General features: G+C 62.7%; 9 protein-coding genes and 2 pseudogenes. 5 read left to right on the top strand and 6 right to left on the bottom strand.

Translation table 11 applies throughout. The features are described 5' to 3' along the window. Positions 1-82 precede the first annotated feature (82 nt). Together JQ573_RS35085 and JQ573_RS35080 are read left to right on the top strand one after the other, a co-directional pair. Complete coding sequence (locus JQ573_RS35085; RefSeq protein WP_212319052.1) at positions 83-358, top strand: DUF736 domain-containing protein; 276 nt, start codon at positions 83-85, stop codon at positions 356-358. Between the two features lie 66 nt (positions 359-424). After that, a complete protein-coding gene (locus JQ573_RS35080) occupies positions 425-694 on the top strand; it encodes a DUF4326 domain-containing protein (RefSeq protein ID WP_212319054.1) in 270 nt (89 codons plus the stop codon). A gap of 218 nt (positions 695-912) precedes the next feature. On the opposite strand, the gene JQ573_RS35075 is transcribed toward JQ573_RS35080, so the two are convergent. The 6 genes and pseudogenes from JQ573_RS35075 to JQ573_RS35050 all read right to left on the bottom strand — a co-directional run bounded on the left by JQ573_RS35075 (position 913) and on the right by JQ573_RS35050 (position 4,540). Continuing rightward, positions 913-1,197 carry a hypothetical protein gene (locus JQ573_RS35075; protein WP_212319056.1) on the bottom strand — a complete coding sequence of 95 codons (285 nt, stop codon included), beginning with the start codon at positions 1,195-1,197 and terminating at the stop codon, positions 913-915. Then, positions 1,166-2,249, bottom strand: a pseudogene (locus tag JQ573_RS35070) (nucleotidyl transferase AbiEii/AbiGii toxin family protein). The gene JQ573_RS35075 and the pseudogene JQ573_RS35070 overlap by 32 nt, the downstream one beginning before the upstream one ends. Then, positions 2,246-2,986 (bottom strand): DUF6088 family protein, encoded by a 741-nt coding sequence (locus JQ573_RS35065; protein ID WP_312011728.1) that lies wholly within the window; start codon positions 2,984-2,986, stop codon positions 2,246-2,248. Before JQ573_RS35065 ends, JQ573_RS35070 begins: the two are co-directional and overlap by 4 nt. A gap of 195 nt (positions 2,987-3,181) precedes the next feature. Then, positions 3,182-3,637: pseudogene (locus JQ573_RS35060) on the bottom strand (DUF1612 domain-containing protein); the annotation flags it as partial. A 61-nt stretch (positions 3,638-3,698) separates the two neighbouring features. After that, a complete protein-coding gene (locus tag JQ573_RS35055; RefSeq protein ID WP_212319058.1) occupies positions 3,699-4,202 on the bottom strand; it encodes a type II toxin-antitoxin system YhaV family toxin in 504 nt (167 codons plus the stop codon). After that, entirely contained in the window at positions 4,199-4,540 is a 342-nt protein-coding gene (locus JQ573_RS35050) for a type II toxin-antitoxin system PrlF family antitoxin (protein WP_212319060.1), read from the bottom strand. Before JQ573_RS35050 ends, JQ573_RS35055 begins: the two co-directional genes overlap by 4 nt. Positions 4,541-4,699: 159 nt before the next feature. On the opposite strand from JQ573_RS35050, the gene JQ573_RS35045 reads away from it, so the two are divergent. From JQ573_RS35045 to JQ573_RS35040, 3 genes are read left to right on the top strand one after another with little or no spacing between them, the layout of a single operon-like run. Next, the gene (locus JQ573_RS35045; RefSeq protein WP_249132653.1) at positions 4,700-6,136 is read left to right on the top strand and encodes an ATP-dependent endonuclease; all 1,437 of its coding nucleotides are present in this window, start codon (positions 4,700-4,702) and stop codon (positions 6,134-6,136) included. Next, entirely contained in the window at positions 6,108-6,416 is a 309-nt protein-coding gene (locus JQ573_RS40420; RefSeq protein WP_249132652.1) for a hypothetical protein, read from the top strand. The genes JQ573_RS35045 and JQ573_RS40420 overlap by 29 nt, the downstream gene beginning before the upstream one ends. Then, positions 6,403-7,821 (top strand): UvrD-helicase domain-containing protein, encoded by a 1,419-nt coding sequence (locus tag JQ573_RS35040; RefSeq protein ID WP_249132651.1) that lies wholly within the window; start codon positions 6,403-6,405, stop codon positions 7,819-7,821. Before JQ573_RS40420 ends, JQ573_RS35040 begins: the two co-directional genes overlap by 14 nt. The last annotated feature ends 1 nt before the right edge of the window (position 7,822 follow it).

Below are 7,822 nucleotides of genomic sequence, written 5' to 3'. Positions count from 1 at the left end.
GAAGTGTCCTTCAGAAAATGTCGCTATCGGATCAACCGCTTCATTTCAGAAAGACGGTTGCCAACTGACCTAAAACGAGTTCGTGGGCACCGTCAAGACCCTCGCTCTCGGCACCGTAAAGGCGAAGATCGTTCCGGCTGAGCGCACCTCGGACAAGTCCCCCGACTTCCGAATCCTCGCGGGCGCCAACATCGAGTTTGGCGCCGTCTGGAAGAAGAAGTCCCAGGATACGGGCCGCGAGTATCACTCGGTCAAGCTGGACGACCCGAGCTTCCCGGCTCCGATCTACGCGACGCTGGTCGAGGTTGAAGGCGAGGAAGGCCACTCGCTCATCTGGTCTCGCCCAAACCGCGACTGAGCGGTCGCGCAAGAAGGCCCCGCCGCGAGGCGGGGCCTTCCAGCGTGAGCGGAAAGGAGAACGATCATGTGCAAGGTCTTGAACGCGCGAAAGGTCGGCAAACACTCTAACGCGACGCGGGTCTACATCGGCCGCCCGAGCAAATGGGGCAACCCGTTCGTCATCGGACGCGACGGCTCACGCGCCGACGTCATCGCGAAATATCGCGCGTGGATCGTCACGCAACCCGCGCTCATGAACGCGCTCGACGAACTGCGCGGCCGCGATCTCGTTTGCTGGTGCGCACCGCTCGCGTGCCATGGCGACGTGCTGATAGACCTCGCCAACAGGCGCTGATCACGCGCCTGTTCCATCGAGCGTCGCCAGACGCTCGGGCATGTCGAGCAACTTGATCGCCGCGGCGGTTGAGGCTTCCGCGATCGTCGGATAGGTTTCCTCCGAGCTTACCGAGACGCCGTCCGGGAATGTTACGGTCGCCTGGTAGCCTTTGCCCTTCGGCGTTGCGGAAAAGTTGAATCGTCAGCATGTCACAGTGTCTGCTGTGCCAAACCACATTACCGATAGGGATGCGGGTAGACGAGACATTCGCTCGGGATGTAACCCGGATCGGCGCGCTTCCTGATCGCTGCCTTGGCAGTCAGTTCGTCGCGCGGTAGCGCGGTCAACCCGGAAATGAGCGCATTCGTTTTGGAATCGCGCTCGTAGAGCGCGCCGGTAAGGCTTCGCTTGCGCAGCGGCGCAACGATCGCGTCGTCCGTGCCGCGCGTGTCTACCCCTCGCTTTGCCTTGATAGCTTCCTCCGATTGTTCATCGCGCCACCCTGGTTTCGCTGGCGCCATTTCCGTTCAGGCGCCTCTCGAGCAAGTTGATGCTCCCGAGCACGGCCTCAAAACTTGGAGGGTCGCCGAAGATCATGCCTTGCATGGCCCTGTAGTCGGCGCGCAACTGCTCGATCATCTCGTCATGAGGCGCGAGCGCGAACGAGCCGGGTGCAGCGGTTGCGAGGTCGTAGTCCGGTCGATTGAAAAACATCCTGGCGTGCGCAACGCAGTCCGCGCCGAGCGCGGCGTCTTCGATGGCGGCAGCACTCACTGGCGCTGCGGTGAGCCGGTGCAGGTCATAATAATGACGGGACACTCGCTGTCCTCCGCCGCGCAGTTCGCCGCGCTTGTCAAACCAGCGCCGCAGGCCGTGGAGGATGACGACCTTGTCCCAGAAGGTGCGTTCGGGATCGACGGTCCGGACAGCCGGCACCGTCAGGTCAAGCGCCGGCAGATCATCGTCGACATATGCTTTGATCGGCACTTCGCTGTTCGGGTCTAGCGCGGAATTCGCGCCCGACTCGATTTTGATTGCGGCCCGTACATAGTCCGACCGAGGTGTCGCGGCGGGATACCAGATCAGCAGGGTCTGCCGATCGGCGTCGGCGTCGTCCGCTTCCACCCGAGCGTCGCCGGCGCTAAGGCCGCGGCCTGTAGCCGTTCTCGTAAGATCGCCGTCAGTTCGGCCTGCAATGGGCCGTTGATGTAGGCCTGGCAGGCTTCCTTTATCGTGTCGAGGCGCGCACGGCGTTTGTTGCGGCTTAAGGCTTCGAGCTCCTCAATAGTCGCCGGTTCGCCGATGTCGTCCCGAAACACCGTGACGTCGATGTCTTCGGAGAAGCGGTTGATCAAGCCGAACCCTTTGGACAAGGAAGTGCCGCCCTTGAAGAGGAGACGAGGCCCTCCCCCGCTCAAGCCGTTGAACAAGGCATCCAGCGTCCAGCAAACCCAGAAGTCCTTCTCGATGTTCTGGGAAGCCGTGCCGGGTCGCTGCGCAGTCGTGTCAAAGGCGCTTAGTCTAGCATCGCGGCAGGTCCAGCTGCGAGAACTTCATCGAATGCCGGGTTCATGCCTTTGCCGCCTTCGTCGTCGCGCGTTTGGCGGTCCGAGCTTTCAGTGCCGAGTGCGGTTTCGGGTTTGACTGCGCCCTGATGGTCTTGTGGTGATCATCATCACCTGCCTTGTGGTGTCGCTGGCGATCTTGGTCGGCCGCAGCACGAACATCGTCAAGATGTTGACTACGATCGTCAGGATCGGTCTCGATCAACGGCTTGAGGAAGACCAGCATCCATGTCGGAAGCGCGGTCATGCCCGCGGCGAGATCGGCCCTGAGCGGCGGTCCCACAGCCGGATCTTCGAAGAGCTTCGCGAGCTTGCGCTGGACTTGCTCGCTTTCACCATCGCGAACCAGGACATCGCGTAGCCAATGAAGCGCCTGGACGACGCGCATTGCGGGCCGCCCGGCCCAAAACAACTTGCTGGCGGCGGTCGGACGAAAGGTGATTGCCACATTGCCAAGCTTGATTGCACGGCGACGGGCATCGGTGTGCACGACGATTTTGGCGGGAACGGCGTCGGTGAGACCCAGATCGTTTGCGGCGGTCATACCGTCGACAAGCATCCGCGTTTGGTCGCGGCGCCCGACGGCGTCGATGACGGAGCGCGGATCAGGCGGATTTGGTTTCTGGGTGAGTTTGTTGAACCCGGGCTGATCGTAAAGGCCGCGATCGATCCGCCTGAGGGCTTCGGCCTTCGTCAACCGCTGCAGTGTCGACGGCGTCCCGCGACGCCAAATCGACGAAATCACTGGGAGTCCAAACTTTGCGCGGCTCATCCGCACGGATGCGGCCGAGCATCGCTGTTTTCAGATCGGGTGAGTCGCTGTTCATGTCCGAAAATTGTAGCACTTTTTCGGACGACCTGCGAATCTTATGTCCGAAACTAGTATACAAATTTCGGACAACTCCCTGCCCTCCATCCCGCCCGCTATCGGCACAGCCTTTCAAAGAATGCCCCAGGCCCGATACCTCCCCCTCCCGGTGGCTTCGCGCAGACCCAGCTCGCCGACCTGATCCAGAGCGGCGCGGGACGTGATCCCTAGTTCCTCGGCGATCATGCCGACGGAGACGGGCCGGGTCAGCACATATTCCAACAGCGCGGGCAGCCGGGATGTCGAGCGACGACCATCGAGCTTGCGGGCCAGGAGAGTGCGGGCCATCAGCCAGCGGTCGTGCTCTTTCAGCCCGGCCTCGGCGGCGGCCGCCTCGAGCCCGACGGCAAGACACCCGGCGCGGTCGCGCGGTCGCCGCCGCTCGCGCGGAATGGCTTTGAGGCCGTCATGGAAACAGGACAGGTGCTAGCGGGTCTTGCCGCGTTCGCGCAGCAGCGCCGCGGCGAGCAGCCGGCCGAGCCAGGGCATGTACTGTAGCGGTTCGAGCGCGCTCCAGGCGTCGGCGGCGCTCGAATGCCGCTTCCGCTGTGACCATCACCACTAACCAGCCTTTGGGTGCGACCCAGTCTTATCTCCCGCGTGTGGAGCGAGACAAACGTCGTTTGGCGTCATCACTCGACGCTGTCGCCACGAGTTCTTTCCAGGTGTCTGGCGGATTTCCGCGGTCCAGCATCTTCCGAAACACGGCGTAGGCGTCGTTAGCGCTTTCATAGGCGCGCAGCGTCGAGTCATCGTTCACCCAGGCGAGGATGACGATTTTCACGTCCGCCGACTGCTGGTAGCGAAAGAACAGCCGGAACTGCTGCAGAAATTTCGCGCGGAACCAGTGCTTGTATTCGTCGCCGAGCGTGCCGCCCTGCCGATAGATGTCGCGGGTAGGGTCACTTGGGATATCTTCGAACGCCACCTTCAAGACGGCTGCGAGGAGCTTTGCGGCGCGCTTCTTCTTATATCCCGTTGGGTCTTTCTTGCGCGCCTTCTCGACCGCCGCGATCATCGCTTCGAGCTGGTCGAGAAAAAGCGGATGCGCATAGATCGTCCAACCGTTGACCTCGAAGGTGTCGTCGCTCACGCATCATCTTCCGGCAGAGCCGCGTCAAGGTCCACCTTGACGCCCTTGACCAAGCCCTTGCCGCGCGCCATCAGCGACTTCGGCACCGGCCGAATCCGGGCCGGCTCGTTCGCCATGTCGCGGGCCAGGAATGCGAGGAACGTGCCGATCACCGGATCGCCGACTTCGGCGCTCGATTGTTTCTTCGCGATCACGACGGTGCCGTCCGCGAGCCCGCGAAACACGACCTGGTCGCGTTTGCCGAGGGCGAGCATCTTGCGGATAGCGGCCGGCACGGTCGTCTGACCGCGGTCCGTGATGGTCGCGGGGATTTCGAGGATTTCAGCGGTCTTGGCCATAACCGGCTCCTTGCATGGTCACACCACCCCATGTAATGCATTTGCATTGTAAGTCAAGTTCAGCCGGGTCGCCCGCGCTGACACACGGGGGTTTGGACCGGACTGAATCCACCTATTCGGTGGGACACTCCGGGTGGCGAACGAGCGGGGGGAAGTAGTATGGCGCTGGTCCGTGTGCTTGAGATCGAGAACTTTCGGGCGGTGAAGGGCCTTCGTTGGTTGCCTGGTCCAGGTGTAAATTGCCTGATTGGGCCCGGCGACAGCGGCAAGTCGACGATCCTTGCTGCCATCGATCTTTGTCTTGGCGCACGCCGATCGCTTTCCTTCACTGACGCCGATTTCCATGCTCTTGATTTCGGCCGACCCATCCGCATTGCGCTGACTCTTGGCGCCCTCAATGACCCCCTAAAGAACATCGACACCTATGGCGACTTCCTCGTGGGCTTCGATGCGGCCACCGGGTTGGTGGAACCGGAACCCGGCGCCGGGCTCGAAACCGCGCTGACGCTGCAGCTCACTGTGCAGGACGACCTCGAGCCAGAATGGACGCTTGTCTCGCCACGGGCCCAGGCTGCAGGTCGGACACGCAATCTCAACTGGGCCGATCGCACGCGTATCGCTCCCGCCAGGCTTGGCGTCACCGGGGACATGCATCTGACGTGGCGGCGAGGGTCTGTGCTGACCAAGCTCACCGATGGCAACACGAACACATCAAAGGAGCTGACGCGGGCGGCTCGTGAGATGCGCGAGGCCTTCGACCAAAAAGAACTCGAAGAACTCAAGGAACCGCTCAAGGTCGTCACGGACGCGGCCGGGGATATGGGCGTACCCGTTGGAGCAGCCGTACAGGCATTGATTGATGCCGGTTCGGTCACGTTCACCGGCGGCACCATCTCGCTCCATGATGAAGAGGGGGTGCCGCTACGTGCTCTCGGTCTTGGTTCGTCGCGGCTGCTGATCGCCGCCCTGCAGCGGAAGGCGGCCGACAAGGCAACGACGTTTCTGATCGACGAGCTGGAATATGGGCTCGAGCCGCACCGGATCATCCGCCTGCTCGGTGCGCTGGGCGCCAAGGAAGAAGTGCCGCCGCTGCAGGTTTTTGCTACGAGCCACTCGCCGATTGCCGTCGCCGAGTTGAACGCACATCAGCTTCATATCGTCCGCAGCAATGGCGGGCAGCATACCGTTCGCCGTGCGAGCGACGCCGGGGATGTCCAGGGCACGATCCGCGCCCACGCCCATGCGTTGCTCGCCTCGTCCATTGTGGTGTGCGAGGGCGGAAGCGAAATCGGCCTGATGCGCGGTCTGGATCAGCATTTCACCGCTGTCGGCGACAAATCGCTGGCAGCCTGCGGTGCTACTATGGTCAACGGCAACGGCGATGAAACCTTCAGCCGCGCGATCGCCCTGCAGTCCCTTGGCTACCGGACAGCCATCCTGAGAGACAGCGACAAGCCCGCTCCAGCACCGGCAGAAGCCGCTTTTATCGCGGGCGGCGAAGGTGTTCGCATGGGGCGGCGGGCGAGCGCTCGAACAGGAATTGTTCGCCGCACTACCGGACGGTCCTGTGAGCGAACTGCTCGAGCTCGCTATTGAGACGAAGGATCGCACGTTGATCGAAGCGCATATCAAGACAATCTCCATTGGCGCGAAGGCGCTCGGCGATCTGGAAACCGAGGCGTTGATAGACGGCCTCACTCCCTATAGTCGCACCCTCCTCGGAAATGCGGCAGCGCGCTTTGGATGGTTGAAGACCATCAGCACGATGGAGACGGCGGGTCGGACTATCGTCGGACCCGCCTACGGCGAGGCTGATGCCAGCCTCACCAGCGTCATGGACGGCGTTCTGGATTGGGTCGAAGATGGCAGCCGCTGAGATCGACCTGCGTTCGATAAGCCGCGGGTTGGTGATAGCGCCAGCGGGCTGTGGCAAGACCCAGCTCATCACCGATGCTCTCGCGCGGCATGATGGGTCGAAACCCATCTTGGTGCTGACGCACACCAACGCGGGGGTCGCTGCGCTTCGCGGCCGCCTCGAAAGGGCTGGCGTGAAGCCGAGCGCTTACCGCGCCACGACACTGGACGGCTTCGCGATCAGGTTGATTTCGACGTTTCCGCAGCGAGCGGGGCACGATCCACGAATCGTAACCGGCGCCCGGCCGAACTACGAAGCCATCCGTGACACGGCAGCGCGGCTCGTTGCCGCCGGGCATCTCCATGACATCCTCGCGGCCAGTTTCGGATGCCTATTTGTAGATGAGTACCAGGACTGTTCGATCCGGCAGCACGCCCTTGTAACCTGGCTGGCTCAGAGTCTACCGACGGCCATCGTCGGAGATCCGTTTCAGTCTATCTTTGGATTCGGCGGCGACCCGTTGGCAGATTGGCAGGCGGACGTATTGCCGTTTTTCCCGATAGCGGGAGAACTCACGACCCCTTGGCGATGGAACAACGCAGGAGCGCACGATCTGGGCAACTGGTTGTTGTCGATACGGCCCGACCTTGCGGCAGGTAAACCGATCGACCTTCGGACAGCACCCGGCGGTGTCCAGTGGATTCAGCTCGATGGCCGGCAGGACGACGCGCTGCGGCATGCGGCCGCCGCGGTGGACGCGCCGGAAGAGACGAAGGTCTTGATCATCGGCGACAGCACTGACCCTCGTGGGCAGCGTCGTTTCGCCCGGCAAGTCGAGGGAGCGGTGACGGTCGAGGCCGTGGACCTGCGCGATCTCACTGATTTCGGCACCGCGCTCGACCTCGCCAGACCGGAGGCGCTCTCCGTCGTGGCCGATTTCGCTGAAAATTTGATGAGCGCCTTTTCTGCAGATGACCTCGTGCGGTCGGTCGCAGCGGCGAGCGCCGGAAAACTCGGTCGCGCCCTTTCCGACATCGAGCAGACGGCCGTTAGATTCGAAGCGTCGCGGTCGCTCGCGGACGTCGCCGATCTCCTCGCCGCCATCAATCGCGCGGGCGGCGTCCGATGCTACCGCCCGGCAGTGCTAGCGGCGGCGCAGCGGGCTCTGCAACTTGCGGCTTCGGCCAGCGGGCCGTCGTTCCGAGACGCGACGGTCACGATGCGGGAACAGTCCAGGCTCATTGGTCGGCCGCTTGCAAGGCGTTCCGTCGGAAGCACCCTGTTGCTGAAAGGGCTCGAAGCCGACATCTCGGTTGTCCTCAACGCCGGCGCACTCAACGCGCGCAATCTCTACGTCGCGATGACACGTAGCTCACGCCGGGTGCTTGTCTGCTCGGCCTCGCCGATACTCAATCCGCCATGGTGAC

It is taken from the genome of Bradyrhizobium sp. AUGA SZCCT0105 (genome assembly GCF_018129565.1).
Taxonomy (GTDB): domain Bacteria; phylum Pseudomonadota; class Alphaproteobacteria; order Rhizobiales; family Xanthobacteraceae; genus Bradyrhizobium.
This window is presented reverse-complemented; position numbering and strand designations above follow the sequence as displayed.

Excerpts from the sequence above, each read along its gene's own strand:
- JQ573_RS35080 (WP_212319054.1), top strand. The coding sequence starts at position 425 with ATGTGCAAGGTCTTGAACGCGCGAAAGGTCGGCAAACACTCTAACGCG.
- JQ573_RS35075 (WP_212319056.1), bottom strand. The coding sequence starts at position 1,197 with ATGGCGCCAGCGAAACCAGGGTGGCGCGATGAACAATCGGAGGAAGCT.
- JQ573_RS35050 (WP_212319060.1), bottom strand. The coding sequence starts at position 4,540 with ATGGCCAAGACCGCTGAAATCCTCGAAATCCCCGCGACCATCACGGAC.
- JQ573_RS35045 (WP_249132653.1), top strand. The coding sequence starts at position 4,700 with ATGGCGCTGGTCCGTGTGCTTGAGATCGAGAACTTTCGGGCGGTGAAG.
- JQ573_RS35040 (WP_249132651.1), top strand. The coding sequence starts at position 6,403 with ATGGCAGCCGCTGAGATCGACCTGCGTTCGATAAGCCGCGGGTTGGTG.